Consider the following 14,370-nt stretch of genomic DNA (forward strand, 5'->3'; position numbering starts at 1 on the left):
AACGTAAGTGGACACCGCACTAGCTGCCTCCCCGGGCACCTGCCCGTACCACGCGTTCCGCTGGCGGATCGTCGCGTCTCAGTTCGCGGCGACCGGCGACCCGATGATCGCGACTCCCGAGGCTATTGCGAAGATATGGCAACTGCGTAACGCTGGCATCAGCGGGCCGCACCGCACCGCACAACCTCGGGAGCACGTCAAATGGGTAAGCGCATGTCCGCTCGTGTGACGGCGGCGGCCGTCGCCGCCGTCCTCGCCGTCGCCGGTTGTTCGTCGTCGGCGACGCCCTCCGGTGGGTCCGACGGCGCCGGCACCGTCGTGGTGGCGACGGCGGGGGAGCCGGACACGCTGAACCCGGTGCTGAACTACGGCGTGGACGGTGGCTCGCTGATCTTCGACGGTCTGGTCGCCCGGGACGCCCGCAACCAGATCGTTCCGGCCCTGGCCCGCGAGCTGCCGGCCGTGTCGGCGGACGGCAGGACGGTCACCGCCAAGCTGCGTGAGGGGGTGCTGTTCCACGACGGCAGCCCGCTCACCGCGCAGGACGTCGTGTTCACCTACCAGGCGGTGCTGGACCCGAAGGTCGACTCGACGCTGCGCTCGGATCTGGACATGCTCGCCTCCGTCGTCGCGCCGGACCCGTCCACCGTGGTGTTCACGCTGAAGTACGCGTACGCACCGTTCCTCCAGCGCCTGGCGCTGGGCATCGTCCCCGCGAAGGCGTTCGCCGGCCAGGACGTCAACAAGGCGGAGTTCAACCGGAAGCCGGTGGGCACCGGCCCGTACCGGGTGACGTCGTGGACGCCGGGGGACCGGCTCGTGCTGGCGGCCAACGAAACCTACTGGGGCGGCCGGCCCGCCAACTCCGGTGTGGTGGTGGCGTTCGTCGCCGACGACAACGTCCGCGCCCAGCGGATGCGGGCCGGCGAGTTCGACGCGGCCGAGCTGGCGCCCAAGCTGGCCGCCGGGTTCGACGGGCAGGGCGGCTACCGGGTGCAGCGGGTACCCACCGCCGACTACCGCGGGGTGATGCTGCCGATGGGCAACCCGGTGACCGGTGATCCCGCCGTGCGGCGGGCGCTGACCGCGGCGGTGGACCGGCGGGCGATGGTGACCGGTGTGCTCGGCGGGGCCGGGGAACCGGCGTTCGGGCCGGTGCCACCGTCGTCGGAGTTCGCCGAGCCGTCCGTCGTCGGCGCGGCCACGGCCGACCCGGCCGCCGCGACCGCCATCCTGGACGCCGCCGGGTGGAAGCCCGGTCCGGACGGCATCCGGGTCAAGGCCGGCCGGCCGGCCGCGTTCACGCTGATGTACCCGGCCAGCGACAGCCTGCGCAAGGAACTCGCCCTCGCGGTCACCGCCGACGCGAAGAAGGTCGGCGTCAAGGTCACGCCGGAGGGGCTGACCTGGGACGCGATCACCCCCCGGATGAAGACCGACGCGCTGATCATGGGCTACGGCACCCCGTACGACCCGGACTTCGTCTCCTACAAGCTGTTCAGCTCCGCCTTCGCCGGGCAGGGCTTCTTCAACCCCGGCTCGTACCGGTCGGCCGTGGTGGACAACGCGTTGCAGGACGGCCGCGACAGCACCGATCCGGCGGCCCGCAAGGCCGCGTACGCGACCTTCCAGAAGCAGCTCGCCGCCGACGTGCCGTGGGTCTTCCTCACCTACCTGCAGCACACCTACGTCGTGAAGGACACGGTGGCGGGTGTGACGCCGCGGGTGGAGCCGCACGAGCACGACGTGGCCAACAGCCTCTGGTGGAACGTCCACACCTGGACGACGAAGCCGTGACCACCACCACGTCACCGGTCGACACGGCACCCCCGGCGCGGGTCCGGGACGGGCGGCGGCGGTGGGCCGGCGCCGGCGCGGTGATCCGCCGCCGGACCCTGGTCGCCGTACCCGTGCTGGCCGCGACCAGCATGGGGATGTTCGCCCTCGGCGCCGCCTCCCCGATCGACCCCGCCCAGCAGTACGCCGGCGCCGCCGCTTTCACCACCAGCGAGGAGAACCTCGCCCAGATCCGCGCCAACTGGGGCGTCGACGACCCGCTGCCGGTGCAGTACGCCCGCTGGGTCGGCAACCTGCTCCACGGCGACCTGGGCTGGTCGACCAGCCGGCACGAGCCGGTCACCTCGGTCCTCGCCGCCCGCGCCGGCTGGACGTTGCTGCTCGTCGGCACCGCGCTCGCCCTGGTGCTGGTGGCGAGCGTGCTGCTGGGCACCCTCGCCGCGTACCGGCGCGGCGGCTGGTTCGACCGCGCGCTGCGCGCCACCGCGTACGCCGTCCAGTCGATGCCGGTGTTCTGGATCGGGCTCGCGGCGATCGCCGTGTTCGCCCTCGCCCTCGGCTGGCTTCCCGCCGGCGGGCTCACCGACATCCGGAGCACCGGCACGGATCCCGCGGACGTGGCGCGGCACCTGATCCTGCCCGTGACCGTGCTGGCGGTCTCCCAGGCGCCGTGGTTCGTGCTGTTCATCCGCGACGCCGTCGCGGAGAGCCTCCGCGACGACCACGTCCTCGCCGCGCGCGCCCGCGGCCTGCCCGGCCGCACCGTCCTGTTCGGCCACGCGCTGCGCACCGCGCTGCTGCCGTTCCTCACCCTGGTCGGCACCCACCTGCCCGAGCTGGTCGGTGGCGCCGTGCTGGTGGAGACCGTGTTCTCCCTGCCCGGCGTCGGGGCGGTCACCGTGCAGGCCGCGCTCGGCGCCGACTTCCCGCTGCTGGCCGCCACCACACTCGCCACCACCGTCGTGGTGCTGGCCGCGAACCTCGCCACCGACCTCGCCTACTCCGCCGCCGATCCCCGGGTACGCCTCGATGACTGACCTCGCCCTGCCCGCTCGCGCCCGACGGTGGCGGCGGCGCTCCGGTGGCACCGGGGCCACGGTCGCGGCCGGCGTGCTTGCCGTGGCGTTCGCCGCCTGCCTGCTCGCCCCCGTCCTCTGGCCGCTGGACCAGAGCGCCGTGGACCTGTCCCGCGTCCGGCTCGCCCCCTCCTGGCAGCACCCGGCCGGCACCGACGACCTGGGCCGCGACGTCGCCCACCGCAGCCTCTACGGCCTGCGCGTCTCCCTGCTCGTCGGCGCGGTCGCCGCGCTGGTGGCCACTGTCATCGGCGGCCTCGTCGGCGCGGTCGCCGGCACCGTCGGCGGTACGGTGGACCGGGTGCTGATGCGCGTCGTCGACACGATCGCCGCGCTGCCGCACCTTCTGCTGGGCATCTTCGTCGTCGCGATGCTGCGACCCAGCCTCGGGGCGGTGATCCTGTCCATCGGGCTGACCCACTGGCTGTCGACCGCCCGCATCGTCCGCTCCGAGCTGCTCAGCCTGCGCACCCGGCCCTTCGTCGACGCGGCGATCTCCGGCGGTGCCGGCCGGGCCCGCGTCCTCACCCGCCACCTGCTCCCGCACGTGCTGCCCCGGCTCGCGTTGGCGACCACCCTGATGGTCCCGCACGCGGTCTGGCACGAGACCGCCCTGTCCTTCCTCGGTCTCGGCCTGCCCCCGCACCTCGCCTCCATCGGCAACATGATCAACGACGGGCAGCGGTCCCTGCTCACCGGCGCCTGGTGGGCCAGCATCGTCCCCGGCCTCGCCCTCGTCGCGGTCACCCTCGCCCTGGCCACCCTGACCGGCCGGTGGCGTGACCGCCTCGACCCCCGCGTACGAGCGGAGCTGAACCTGTGACCACCACCGCGCCCCTCGCCACGACCGGGACCGGCACCGGCCGCCGCCCGCCACTTCTGGAGATCGACGGACTGACCGTCCGGTTCCGTCTCCCCGACGCCACCGTCCACGCCGTCACCGACCTGCACCTCACCCTTCAACCCGGCGAGCTCCTCGCCGTGGTCGGGGAGTCCGGGTGCGGCAAGTCCGTGCTCGCTCACGCGCTGCTGGGCCTGCTGCCCGGCAACGCCACCGTCACCGGCCACGCGCGCCTGCGCCCGCACACCGGAGACCCCGTCGACCTGACCGGCTGCGGTGAACGGCACCTCGCCCGTACGGTGCGCGGACGCGTCGTCGGTCTCGTACCGCAGAGCCCCGCCACCGCGCTCACCCCGGTCCGCACCGGACGGCGGCTGCTGGAGGAGACGCTGCGCGCGCACGGTCACACCCGCCGCGACGCGCCCGCCGCCGCCGCCCGGCTCGCCGCCGACGTCGGCCTGGACCCCGCCGACCTGAACCGCTATCCCCACGAACTGTCCGGCGGCATGGCCCAGCGCCTGGCCACCGCTCTCGCCCTCGCCCCCGACCCGGCGCTCCTGCTCGCCGACGAACCGACCACCGGCCTCGACCGTCCCCTGGCCGACCACACCCTGGAACTCCTGCGCCGCCGCTGCGACACCGGCGGCACCGTCCTGCTCATCACCCACGACCTCGCCGCCGCCCGCCGTGTCGCCGACACCGTCGCCGTCATGTACGCCAGCCGCATCGTCGAACACCGCCCCACCGGCGCCCTGTTCGACGCCCCGGCCCACCCCTACACCGCCGGGCTCCTCGACGCCCTGCCCGACCGCGCCTTCCGACCCGTCCCCGGCCACCCGCCGATGCTCACCGCCCTGCCCGACGGCTGCGCCTTCGCCCCCCGGTGCGACCGCGCCACCGACACCTGCCGCTCCCTGCCCGGCCTGCGCGCGGACGGCTCCGGCCGGGTCGCCTGTCACCACCCGGTGACGGCATGACCGCCGCCGCGCTCGCCGCCCGGGCGGTCACCGTCTCGTACCGCCGGCAACGCGTCCTCGACCGCGTCGACCTGCACGTCGCCCGCGGCGAGACGGTCGGGCTGCGCGGGCCGTCCGGCAGCGGCAAGTCCACCCTCGCCCGCGTCCTCGCCCTGCTGCACGCGCCCGACGCCGGGCACGTCACCCTCGACGGCGTGCCCCTGGCGGGAGCCCGGCACCGGCTGCCGGCCGCGATCCGTACCCGGGTCGCGATCCTCTTCCAGAGCCCGCGCGCCGCCACCGACCCGCGGCTCAGCCTCGCCGACATCGTCGCCGAGCCGCTATGCGCCACCGGCACCCCGACGAGCGAGGCACGGGCCCGGGTGGCGGAGCTGGCCGACCTCGTCGGCCTCACCCCGGACCTGCTCACCCGCCGCCCGCACGCGGTCAGCGACGGACAGCTGCAACGCGCCTGCCTGGCCCGGGCGCTCGTGCACCGGCCCGGTTACCTGCTCTGCGACGAGGCCACCGCCATGCTGGACGCCTCCACCCAGGCCCATCTCGCCACCGTCGTCACCGACTACCAGCGGCGGCACCACGCCGGAGTCCTCCTCATCACCCACGATCCCGCGCTGATGACTCGCCTGGCGACCCGCGTCGTCGACCTTCCGCCCGCGGTCGGGCCATGACCGGGCCGCGTCCGGCCTGGTTCGTCGAGCCTCGCGTCCGGCTTCGGGGCGCCGGTCGTCTACCGGCTGCGCTCCACGACGTACTCGGTCAGGTCGAGCAGGAACCGTCCGTCCTCGGTCTCGGCCGCCGCGCCCAGCGCCCGTTGGCCTTCACGCCGTGCGGCCGCGGCCAGCTCCCGCGCGCTGCGGCGCGCGGACTCGACACAGTCGTACGCGAGGAGTCGCCCGTGCAGCCAGCGCACCTCCGCCGCCGTGCGTTGCGTCCGGGTCCGGCTCAGGAACCCGACCAGCCGTTCGCGTTCGTCGCCGGTGCACCTCCGCATGAAGTCGATGAGGATCAGGGTGCGCTTGCCCTCCCAGAGGTCACCCGCGATCTCCTTGCCGTACCGGGCGTAGTCGCCGGTCAGGTTGAGCGCGTCGTCCTGGATCTGGAACGCCGCGCCCAGGTACCAGCCGTAGCGGTCCAGGATGTCGACCGCGTCGTGCCGCCCGGTGGCGGCGAGGACTCCGGTCCGGCACGGATAGATGCACGTGTACCAGGAGGTCTTCTTCAGGCACATCCGGTAGTAGTCGTCGGCGTCCAGGTCGCAGACGTTGTCGTGGATCCAGCCGATCTCGATCGCCTGCCCCTCCAACGAGTGGCGCAGCATCAGCTCGGTCTCCTCGAACAGCCGCCACGCGATGCCCGAGCCGAGCGCCTCGCGGTTGGCGGCGAGCCGTTGCAGCGCCAGCAGGTTCGTCATGTTGCCGACGTTGAGGGCGACGCCGACCCCGTACTCGGCGTGCAGCGTTGGTGCCCCGCGCCGCCGCTCGCTCTCGTCCTGGATGTCGTCGTGGATGAGGAACGCGTTGTGGAACAGCTCCACGGTCACGGCGGCGTTGAGCCCCACCGGCGTCGCACCGCCGAACGCCCGGCAGGTCGCGAGGCACAGCGCGGCGCGCAGCCCCTTGCCCCACCGCCGTGGGTACTCGGCCACCAGGTCGTAGAGGTAGCGTGGCCCGCCCGAGGGCAGGTCGTTGAGCAGCGCGCCGATCACGAGCGTCCGGTAGCGCTCCAGGATGTGCTCGACGCGCCCACCGGCCAGGCCGGTGGTCGACGCCATCGCCCGCTCACCTGTCCGACGGCGTCGGGTCCTGCCGGGCCGGCGGCGTGAGCCGGTCGGCGAGCCCGTTCGCCATGTCCGGCAGCAGTCGCGCGAGGTTGAGTACGGTGTCCAGCGCGTCGTGCGCGTCGGAGGTGTACCGGCGGATGACCTCGCCACGCTGGTCGTCCGACGTCTTCAGCTGCCCGACCACAGTGTCGATCAGCGCGTGCCCGTCCGTGCGCACCCGCCCTACCAGTTCGTCGAACGCCTCCGGGTCCACCCTGCGGTTGGCGCTGAGCCGCTCCTCGAGCCGCCGCGCGCTGGCCATGCCCGCCGCGAGTTCCTCCTCGAGCACCGAGGCCGCGTGGGTCACGGTCTCGGAGGTCTGCTCGGCCACCTTCTCGAAACGCTCGTCCGTGCGCTCACGCTCGCTGTTCTCCATACCGGAAGTGTTCGTGGCGCGGCAGGCGGTGGGGTAGAGGTGTGTCGAGATGGTGACTTCAGCCGGCCGACGCGTGGTGCGTCTCGACCGCCCGGCCCATCCGGGTCACGGCGTCGGTGAGGATCGCGGGCGAGGTGGCGAAGTTGAGGCGTACGAAGCCGGCCCCGCCGGTGCCGAAGACGTGCCCGGAACTGAGGACGACCCGGGCCCGGTCGAGGAACATCTTCGCGGGCCCGGCGATGTCGCTGGCGACGCCCGGTTCGCCGGTCGGCCGCCCGGAGTCGATGCCCAGCGCCGTGCAGTCCAGCCAGGCGAGGTAGGTGCCCTCGGGGCGGTGGTACCGGATGGCCGGCGCGTGCTGCGCCAGCAGCGTCTCCAGCGCCGTGCGGTTGGCGTCCAGGCCGTCGAGGACGAGGTCGAGCCACGGTCCGCCGGCGCGGAACGCGGCGGTGTGCGCGATGACGCCCAGGTGGCTGGGCCCGTGGCTGACCTCCTCCGGCATCCGGCTCAGGTCGGCGGCTGCCCGTGGCCCGGCGACGGCGAGCGCCGCCTTGAGGCCGGCGAGGTTCCACGCCTTCGAGGCGGAGATCAGGGCGAACGCGTTCTCGGCGCCGGCCACCGTGAGGTACGGGGTGAAGCGCGCCCCGGACAGCACCAGCGGAGCGTGGATCTCGTCGGAGATCACCCGTACGCCGTGCCGGCCGGCCGCCTCGGCGACGGCCTCGAGTTCGTCGCGGCGGTGGACGACGCCGGTCGGGTTGTGCGGGTTGCACATCAGAAACGCCGGCCGGCGGCCGTACGTCCGCGCGCGGCGGAAGGCCTCGTCGAGAGCGGCGACGTCCATGCGCAGGTCCGGCCCCAGCGGCGCTTCGATCACCCGCCGGTCGGCGTGGCTGACGAACGCGTAGAAGGGCGGGTAGACGGGGGAGCACACCACCACCGCGTCGCCGGGGTCGGTCACGAGCCGGAGCACCTCGACGATGCCCGTCATCACGTCGGCCACCACGGTCGTGCGGTCGACGCGGAAGTCGTGCCACTCCCACCGGCCGGCGGCGAAGTCGCCGAGCGCCTCGGCGTACGCCGTGCCGTGCGCGTACCCGGTGTCGCCGAGGTCGATCGCGTGGCGGAGCGCGTCGGCCACGGCGGGGGCGAGGGGTACGTCCATCTCCGCCACCCAGAGGGGGAGCACGTCGGGCGGGTGCATGCGCCACTTCACACTGGTGCGCCGCCGGAGGTCGGCCAGCGTCAGCCGGGTGAGCGGATTCTGCGCCACCGAGTCGCCGGCGGACGGATCAGGGCCTGGCATGCCGCCACCCTAGGCGGTACGTCGACGGCACCCGCCGGTCGGGCCCGGCGAGGGCCGGAGCCGGCGAGGAGTGATCCGGGCACGAGGAGGCCCCGGCCACATCGGTGACCGGGGCCCGCCGCTTCGGGATCAGGCGAGGTCGTACCGGTCCAGGTTCATGACCTTGACCCACGCCGTGACGAAGTCCTGGACGAACCTCCCCTGCGCGTCGTGACCGCCGTAGACCTCGGCGATGGCTCGGAGCTGGGAGTTCGCACCGAAGACCAGGTCGACGGCGGTGGCCGTCCACTTGACCTTCCCGGTGGCGCGGTCCCGGCCCTCGAACACGTTCTGCGCGGAGGTGGACGCCTTCCACTCCGTGGTGTTGTCGAGCAGGTTGACGAAGAAGTCGTTCGTCAACGTCTCCGGCCGGTCGGTGAAGACGCCGTGCGGCGTCTGCCCCACGTTGGCGTTCAGGGCCCGCATGCCGCCGATGAGGACCGTCATCTCCGGGGCGGTCAGGTTCAGCAGGTTGGCCCGGTCCAGCAGCAGGGTCTCCGGCGGCAGCTTGCCACCCGCCCGGACGTAGTTGCGGAACCCGTCCGCCTTCGGCTCGAGCACCCGGAAGGACTCGACGTCGGTCTGCTCCTGCGAGGCGTCCGTACGCCCCGGCGCGAACGGGACCGTGATGTCGTGCCCGGCGTTCCGGGCCGCCTGCTCGACGCCCGCGCACCCGCCGAGGACGATCAGGTCGGCGAGCGAGACCTTCTTCCCGCCGGACTGGGCGCTGGTGAACTCCTGCTGGATCCGCTCCAGCGTCGGCAGCACCGTGGCGAGTTCGGCCGGGTCGTTGACCTCCCAGTTCCGCTGCGGTTCGAGGCGGATCCGGGCCCCGTTGGCCCCGCCGCGCATGTCGGTGCCGCGGAAGCTCGCCGCCGCCGCCCACGCCGTGCGGACCAACTGCGCGACGGACAGCCCCGAGGCGAGGAGCTGGCGCTTGAGGGCGGCCACGTCCTCGTCGGTGACCAGCTCGTGGTCGACCGCCGGGACCGGGTCCTGCCACAGCTGCGGCTCCGGGACCCACGGGCCGAGGTAGCGCGACACCGGTCCCATGTCGCGGTGCAGGAGCTTGTACCAGGCCTTGGCGAAGGCCTCCGCGAACTGGTCCGGGTTCGCCATGAAGCGCCGGGAGATCTGCTCGTACGTCGGGTCCATGCGCAGCGCGAGGTCGGTCGTCGCCATCATCGGGGCGTACCGGACCGAGGGGTCGTGGGCGCCGGGCACGGCGTCCGCGGCGGCCCCGTCCTTCGGTTTCCACTGCTTCGCGCCGGCGGGGCTCTCGCAGAGCTCCCACTCGAAGCCGAACAAGGTCTCGAAGAAGCTGTTGTCCCACGTGATCGGGGTGGGGGTCCACGCGCCTTCGAGGCCGCTGGTGATCGTGTCCTTGCCCTTGCCGGAGCCGAAGGTGTTCCGCCAGCCCAGACCCTGCTCCTCGAGCGGGGCGCCCTCGGGCTCGGGGCCGACGTACTCGTCGGCCCGGGCGGCGCCGTGGGTCTTGCCGAACGTGTGACCGCCGGCGATGAGGGCGACGGTCTCCTCGTCGTTCATCGCCATCCGACGGAACGTCTCGCGGATGTCCCGGGCGGCGGCGAGGGGATCCGGGGTGCCGTTGGGCCCCTCCGGGTTCACGTAGATCAGGCCCATCTGCACGGCGCCCAGCGGACCGGAGAGCTCCCGGTCGCCGCTGTAGCGCTCGTCGCCGAGCCAGGTGTCCTCCGGTCCCCAGAAGACCTCCTCGGGCTCCCAGACGTCCTCGCGCCCGAAGCCGAAGCCGAACGTCCGGAACCCCATCGACTCCAGCGCGCAGTTGCCGGCGAAGACGAGGAGGTCGGCCCAGGAGATGCTCTGCCCGTACTTCTGCTTGACCGGCCAGAGCAGCCGGCGTGCCTTGTCCAGGTTCGCGTTGTCCGGCCAGCTGTTGAGCGGGGCGAAGCGCTGGGCGCCGTCGCCACCGCCGCCGCGGCCGTCCTCGATCCGGTACGTGCCGGCGGAGTGCCAGCTCATCCGGATGAAGAGCGGCCCGTAGTGGCCGTAGTCGGCGGGCCACCAGTCCTGGGACGTCGTCATGACCTCGAAGATGTCCCGCTTCAGCGCCTCGACGTCGAGTTTCTTGAACTCTTCCGGGTAGCTGAAGTCCTCGCCCAGCGGGTTCGCCCGGGGCGAGTGCTGGTGGAGAACCTGAAGGTTCAGCTGATTTGGCCACCAGTCCTGGTTGGTCTGCGGTCGCCGGTCTGGCTTGGGGGTCGGGGAGGGGATTGCCGGGTTCTCGCTCTCGCTGCCGTGCTCAGGCACGTCGGTCCATCTCCTGTCTTGTCTCTTGTCCGGTCAACTGGCTGCCGGTGCCGCGACGCACCCGGGACAGACGCCCCAGTAGGTGACCTCGGCCTCGTCGATCGAGAAGCCCTGGTCGTCGGACGCGGTCAGGCAGGGCGCCCCACCGACGGCACAGTCGACGTCGGTGATGGCACCGCACAAGCGGCACACGAGGTGGTGGTGGTTGTCCCCGACCCGCGACTCGTAGCGGGCCACGGATCCGGCTGGCTGGATGCGCCGTACCAGACCCGCGGCCGTCAGCGCCCGCAGCACGTCGTACACGGCCTGGTGGGACACCTCGGGAAGGTCTCCGCGCACGGCACGGATGATCGAGTCGGTGTCGGCGTGCGGATGCTGGTGCACCGCGTCCAGCACCGCCAGCCGTGGCCGGGTCACGCGGAGCGCGGCGCCGCGTAGCATGCGCTCGAACTCCGCCGTCGTGGCCATGATGCGCAGTATGCTCCACTTTTCTCTTGAATGCATCAAGAAACCGGCGGCGCGTCGGGGTGGCGGGTGCCTCGGTCCCGGGTCTCAGCGGGCGCCGACGATGCGCAGCGCCATCTCGGCGTACTGCTCGGCGATGTGCTCGGGGCTCCAGCCGCCCTCGTCGCGGTACCACCGGCCGAGGTCGACGCCGAGCGACATCAGCGCGGCGCCCGCCATCCGCGGGTCGGGCGTGTCGAAGACCCCGGCGGCGACGCCCTTCTCGATGAGCTGGCGGATCGCCTGCTCGATGCCGTGCCGGACGGCGCGGATCTCGGCGAGGTGCTCGGGGTTGAGCGCGGTCAGCTCGTAGTTGACGACGCGGGTGCTGATGTGGTCCCGGGCGTGGACGACCACGAAGTCGTGGACCAGCCGCCGTAGCGCGGTGGCCGGGTCGTCGGACGACGCGGCGGCGTCCCGCACCAACCGGAGCACGTGGTCGTGCCCTGATCGTGAGATCAGGTAGAGGAGCTCCTCCTTCGACTTGTGGTGCACGTAGAGCGCGGCCGGGCTCAGCCCTGCCGCGGCGGCGATGTCGCGGGTCGTCGTGCCGTGGAAGCCCTTCTCGGCGAACGCGGAGACGGCCGCCTCGAGCAGTCGCGCGCGGGTCGCGTCGGCGCGGGAGAGTTCGGCGGTGTCGGTCAACGCGGCCATCCTTCCTGCCCGAACCTCGCCGGGCATTGATACCACGTCGCCGGGGTCCGGGCTGTTGACGGCGGCTGGGGCGCTGCCGCACACTCCATCAAATGTATCCTAAGCAAGCGCTTAGTAACCTCGGAGCCGTGTCGTGACCACACCTCGCAACGGAGTAGCACCGACGCCCGCAAGGTTCGCTGGACGGACCGCGATCGTCACCGGCGCGAGCCGGGGCATCGGGCTGGCCATCGCCGAGCGGCTGGTCGCCGACGGCGCCAAGGTCGTCCTCACCGCCCGCAAGCGGGAGGCGCTCGACGAGGCGGTCGCCCGGCTGGGCCCCGAGCACGCCCTCGCCGTCGCCGGCCACGCGGACGACACCGACCACCAGGCCGAGGTCGTGGCCCTTGCCGTCGACACCTTCGGCAGCGCCGACCTGCTGGTCAACAACACCGGCATCAACCCGGCGTACGGCCCGATGGTCGAACTGGACCCCGCGGCGGCCCGCAAGGTCTTCGAGGTGAACTGCCTGGCCGCCCTGTCGTGGGTGCAGCAGGTCCACCGGGTCTGGATGAAGGGGCACGGCGGCGCCGTCGTCAACGTCTCCTCGGTGGCCGGTGTCCGTCCCGCGCCGGGCATCGGGTTCTACGGCGCCACCAAGGCGATGCTCACCCACCTCACCCAACAGCTCGCCGTGGAGCTCGCCCCGGACGTCCGGGTGAACGCCGTCGCCCCGGCCGTCGTCAAGACGAGGTTCGCCACCGCCCTCTACGAGGGGCGGGAGGAACAGGTGGCGGCCGCGTACCCGCTGAAGCGGCTCGGTGTCGCCGAGGACGTCGCCGGCGCCGTCGCGTTCCTGCTGTCGGAGGACGCCGCCTGGATCACCGGCCAGCTGCTGGTCCTCGACGGTGGCCTCACCCTGACCGGAGGTGTCTGATGCCGGTACGGGACCAGGGCGTCGTCGTCACCGGCGCCGGCCACGGCATCGGCCGGGCCCTGGCCGTCCGACTCGCGGCCGAGGGAGCGCGGGTCGTGGTGAACGACCTCGACGCCGACGCGGCCGTCCAGGTGGCCGACGAGATCGGCGGTCACGCCGCTCCGGGCGACGCCGCCGGCGAGCAGGGCGTCGCCGCGCTGGTCGAGGCGGCACGCGACCACCTCGGCGGCATCGACATGTGGTTCGGGAACGCCGGGATCGAGCGGGGCCGGGGGCTCGGGGCCGGCGAGGAGGAGTGGGCCGCCAGCCACGAGGTGAACGTGATGGCGCACGTGCGGGCCGCGCGGCTGCTGATGCCCACCTGGGTGTCGCGTGGTTCGGGCCGGTTCGTCGTGACCGCGTCCGCGGCCGGGCTGCTCACGGCGATCGGGAATCCGGCGTACTCGGTCAGCAAGCACGCCTGCGTGGCGTTCGCCGAGTGGCTGTCGGCCACGTACCGGCACCGGGGGATCGTGGTGCAGGCCATCTGCCCGCAGGGCGTGCGCACCCGGATGTTCGAGAACGCCGGGCCGCTGCAGGAGATGCTCAGCCACGACGGGGCGCTCTCCCCGGAGGACGTGGCCGAGGCGACGTGGCGGGCCCTCCACCACGACCGGTTCCTCGTCCTGCCGCATCCCCGGGTGGCCGACTACTACGTGCACCGCGCCACCGACACCGACCGGTGGCTCAACGGCATGAACCGGATCCAGCGACAGTTCGAGGACCAGGGGGCGCTGTGATGAAGGCATGGCGGGTGGCCGCGCTCGGCGAGCCCCGGGACGTGCTGCGGCTCGACGACGTGGCCGACCCGGAGCCGGGTCCCGGCCAGCTCGTGGTGAAGGTGCGGGCCTGTCCGGCGAACTTCCCGGACGTCCTCATGTGCCGCGGCGAGTACCAGGTCAAGCCGCAGCTCCCGTTCACCCCCGGCGTCGAGCTGTGCGGCGAGGTCGTCGCTCTCGGCGAGGGGGTGGACGGATTCACCGTCGGCGACCGGGTGCTCGGCGGCGCGGCGCTGCCGTCCGGCGGGTTCGCGGAACTCGCGGTGCTGGACGCGGCGACGACGTTTCCCGCGCCCGCCGCGCTCGACGACGCCGAGGCGGCTTCGCTCTACATCGGGTACCAGACCGGCTGGTTCGGCCTGCACCGCCGGGCAGGCCTGCGCGCGGGCGAGACGCTGCTGGTCCACGCGGCGGCCGGCGGAGTCGGCAGCGCCGCCGTCCAGCTCGGCAGGGCGGCCGGTGCCCGGGTGATCGGCGTCGTGGGCGGTCCGGAGAAGGCGGCGGTCGCCCGCGCGCTCGGCGCCGACGTGGTCGTGGACCGTCACGACGAGGACTTCGTCGAGGTGGTCAGGGCCGAGACCGGTGGCCGGGGCGCCGACGTCGTGTACGACCCGGTCGGTGGCGAGACCTACCAGCGGTCGACCAAGTGCGTCGCGTTCGAGGGGCGGATCCTCGTGGTCGGCTTCGCCGGTGGCCGGATCCAGTCCGCCGCACTCAACCACGCCCTGGTGAAGAACTACTCCATCGTCGGCCTGCACTGGGGCCTCTACCACCGCTACGACCCGGCGGCGGTCGGCGAATGCCATCGGGCCCTCACCGCGCTGGCCGACCAGGGCGCCGTACGGCCACTGGTCAGCGAGCGCCTCCCGCTCGCCGGCGCGGCCGAGGGGATCCAGCGGCTCGCCGACGGCGTCACGGTCGGCCGGGTGGTGTACGTCTCGTGACCGTCCTTCCC

The 14,370-nt window shown here is 73.0% G+C and carries 14 protein-coding genes; 8 read left to right on the forward strand and 6 right to left on the reverse strand.

What is annotated here, in order from left to right; translation table 11 throughout:
• Positions 1–213: 213 nt before the first annotated feature.
• The 5 genes from GKC29_RS16145 to GKC29_RS16165 are packed head-to-tail and all read left to right on the forward strand — an operon-like array spanning position 214 to position 5,359.
• Entirely contained in the window at positions 214–1,797 is a 1,584-nt protein-coding gene (locus GKC29_RS16145) for an ABC transporter substrate-binding protein (RefSeq protein ID WP_196255627.1), read from the forward strand.
• Complete coding sequence (locus GKC29_RS16150; RefSeq protein WP_230688645.1) at positions 1,764–2,834, forward strand: ABC transporter permease; 1,071 nt, start codon at positions 1,764–1,766, stop codon at positions 2,832–2,834. Before GKC29_RS16145 ends, GKC29_RS16150 begins: the two co-directional genes overlap by 34 nt.
• Positions 2,827–3,696, forward strand: coding sequence for an ABC transporter permease (locus GKC29_RS16155; RefSeq protein WP_155331619.1), 870 nt, complete (start codon positions 2,827–2,829; stop codon positions 3,694–3,696). Before GKC29_RS16150 ends, GKC29_RS16155 begins: the two co-directional genes overlap by 8 nt.
• Positions 3,693–4,691 (forward strand): ABC transporter ATP-binding protein, encoded by a 999-nt coding sequence (locus tag GKC29_RS16160; protein ID WP_155331620.1) that lies wholly within the window; start codon positions 3,693–3,695, stop codon positions 4,689–4,691. Before GKC29_RS16155 ends, GKC29_RS16160 begins: the two co-directional genes overlap by 4 nt.
• On the forward strand, positions 4,688–5,359 hold the full coding sequence (locus GKC29_RS16165) for an ABC transporter ATP-binding protein (RefSeq protein ID WP_155331621.1): 672 nt from the start codon (positions 4,688–4,690) through the stop codon (positions 5,357–5,359). The genes GKC29_RS16160 and GKC29_RS16165 overlap by 4 nt, the downstream gene beginning before the upstream one ends.
• Before the next feature lie 59 nt (positions 5,360–5,418).
• Here GKC29_RS16165 and GKC29_RS16170 read toward each other — a convergent pair whose 3' ends face one another.
• The 6 genes from GKC29_RS16170 to GKC29_RS16195 all read right to left on the reverse strand — a co-directional run bounded on the left by GKC29_RS16170 (position 5,419) and on the right by GKC29_RS16195 (position 11,681).
• Positions 5,419–6,462, reverse strand: a complete 1,044-nt coding sequence (locus GKC29_RS16170; protein ID WP_155331622.1) for a polyprenyl synthetase family protein — start codon at positions 6,460–6,462, stop codon at positions 5,419–5,421.
• A gap of 7 nt (positions 6,463–6,469) precedes the next feature.
• Positions 6,470–6,886: a hypothetical protein gene (locus GKC29_RS16175; protein WP_155331623.1), complete on the reverse strand. Its 417-nt coding sequence runs from the start codon at positions 6,884–6,886 to the stop codon at positions 6,470–6,472.
• Positions 6,887–6,944: 58 nt separating this feature from the next.
• Positions 6,945–8,192 carry a MalY/PatB family protein gene (locus GKC29_RS16180; protein WP_155331624.1) on the reverse strand — a complete coding sequence of 416 codons (1,248 nt, stop codon included), beginning with the start codon at positions 8,190–8,192 and terminating at the stop codon, positions 6,945–6,947.
• Positions 8,193–8,321: 129 nt separating this feature from the next.
• Positions 8,322–10,523, reverse strand: coding sequence for a catalase/peroxidase HPI (gene katG / locus GKC29_RS16185; protein WP_155331625.1), 2,202 nt, complete (start codon positions 10,521–10,523; stop codon positions 8,322–8,324).
• Between the two features lie 33 nt (positions 10,524–10,556).
• Entirely contained in the window at positions 10,557–10,991 is a 435-nt protein-coding gene (locus GKC29_RS16190; protein WP_155331626.1) for a Fur family transcriptional regulator, read from the reverse strand.
• A gap of 84 nt (positions 10,992–11,075) precedes the next feature.
• Positions 11,076–11,681 carry a TetR family transcriptional regulator gene (locus GKC29_RS16195; RefSeq protein ID WP_370463255.1) on the reverse strand — a complete coding sequence of 202 codons (606 nt, stop codon included), beginning with the start codon at positions 11,679–11,681 and terminating at the stop codon, positions 11,076–11,078.
• A 133-nt stretch (positions 11,682–11,814) separates the two neighbouring features.
• Here GKC29_RS16195 and GKC29_RS16200 point away from each other — a divergent pair, with 133 nt between their 5' ends.
• The 3 genes from GKC29_RS16200 to GKC29_RS16210 are packed head-to-tail and all read left to right on the forward strand — an operon-like array spanning position 11,815 to position 14,359.
• Positions 11,815–12,597 carry an SDR family oxidoreductase gene (locus tag GKC29_RS16200; RefSeq protein WP_155331628.1) on the forward strand — a complete coding sequence of 261 codons (783 nt, stop codon included), beginning with the start codon at positions 11,815–11,817 and terminating at the stop codon, positions 12,595–12,597.
• Entirely contained in the window at positions 12,597–13,376 is a 780-nt protein-coding gene (locus tag GKC29_RS16205) for an SDR family oxidoreductase (RefSeq protein ID WP_155331629.1), read from the forward strand. The genes GKC29_RS16200 and GKC29_RS16205 overlap by 1 nt, the downstream gene beginning before the upstream one ends.
• A complete protein-coding gene (locus tag GKC29_RS16210; RefSeq protein ID WP_155331630.1) occupies positions 13,376–14,359 on the forward strand; it encodes an NADPH:quinone oxidoreductase family protein in 984 nt (327 codons plus the stop codon). The genes GKC29_RS16205 and GKC29_RS16210 overlap by 1 nt, the downstream gene beginning before the upstream one ends.
• Positions 14,360–14,370: the final 11 nt, after the last annotated feature.

It is taken from the genome of Micromonospora sp. WMMC415, from assembly GCF_009707425.1.
In the GTDB taxonomy this organism is placed as follows: Bacteria; Actinomycetota; Actinomycetes; order Mycobacteriales; family Micromonosporaceae; genus Micromonospora.